Source organism: Rhodoferax sp. GW822-FHT02D07, from assembly GCF_058802405.1.
Map to the genome: position 1 here is coordinate 1 of NZ_JBXAOD010000014.1, position 1,230 is coordinate 1,230.

The following is a 1,230-nucleotide window of genomic DNA, read 5'->3' on the forward strand; positions in this document are numbered from 1 at the left end:
CGGCGGATTCAACCGGTCGCTGCAACAAGTTGGCTGAATCGTTCAGCAGGCGTTTCGTAGTCTAGTGTCATCCGTGGACGCTCGTTAAGCCTTCTCGCCACTGCATTGAGCTGAGCCTGCGAGTACTCAGAGATATCAATCCCTTTGGGGAAGTATTGCCGCAGCAGGCCATTCGTATTCTCATTGCTACCGCGCTGCCAAGGACTGCGAGGATCGCAGAAGTAAACATCGATGTCCGTGGCCAAGGTGAAACGCTTGTGGTCCGCCATCTCCTTGCCACGATCCCAGGTCAGTGATTTGTACAGTTCCTGTGGAAGCTTGCGTGCGTGTTTGATCAGCGCGTTGACAACGGTCTCTGTGTCTTTGCTGGCAACCTTCACCAGCATCACGTAGCGGGTCTGCCGCTCAACCAGTGTCGCAATCTGGGTGTTGATGCTTCCAAAGAGTAAGTCACCTTCCCAGTGACCTGGCACGGCCCTGTCTTGCACCGAAGCTGGGCGCTCGCTGATGGACACCGTGTCTGTGATCTTGCCGTGGTTGTCTGTCTTCTGGGTGTGGTGGCGCGAGCGGCGCATGGCCCGGGTGCGTCTCAAATGCTGCAGCAGTTCCTTGCTCAAGGCGCCACGGGCTTGAATAAAGAGACTGCGGTAGATGGTTTCATGTGACACGTGGTAGTTCCCGTCGCACGGATAAGTATGCTTTAACCATCCTGCGATCTGCTGCGGTGCCCACTGCCGCTGGAGCTTGCCTGCCACGATGTGCGCCAGGCTTGGGTTCTGAACCAACTTGCAGCGCTTGGGGCGGTGCGCTCTGTCCCAGGCTGCTTGGTCGGCCTGGGTCGCCCGGTAGCAGCTTTGACCGCCGTTGCGCAATATCTCTCTGCTGACGGTTGAGGGCGCTCGCCCAAGCCGGGAGGCAATTGAGCGGATCGACTGCCCCGCCACCAGTGCGCGTGATATCTCTTCCCGCTCGGCCAGGCTCAGCACAAGCGCAGAGCGGCTACGCTGCGGTGGGCGTATTCCACCAGTCTCAGCGAGGATGCGATTGACGGATGAGTGGTTGCGGTTAAACAACTGCGCAATCTGCTGCAGAGACTCACCTTTCTTCCAGCGTTCCCACATTAAAGCCTTCTGGCTATCCGTGTAGTAGATCCTTGTTCTGTATTTCATTGGCAACACTCCTTCCGCTCATGCAGAATTTAAGGTGTTGCAGCGACCGGTTGAATCCGCC

General features: G+C 57.4%; 1 protein-coding gene. It reads right to left on the bottom strand.

Going from position 1 to position 1,230, the window contains the following annotated elements; genetic code table 11:
* Positions 1–8: 8 nt before the first annotated feature.
* Positions 9–1,169, bottom strand: coding sequence for an IS30 family transposase (locus tag AC1RNN_RS19660; protein WP_493091413.1), 1,161 nt, complete (start codon positions 1,167–1,169; stop codon positions 9–11).
* Between the last annotated feature and the right edge of the window lie 61 nt (positions 1,170–1,230).

Bases quoted from the DNA above. Each gene is read 5' to 3' on its own strand.
- AC1RNN_RS19660 (WP_493091413.1), bottom strand. From the start codon at position 1,169: ATGAAATACAGAACAAGGATCTACTACACGGATAGCCAGAAGGCTTTA.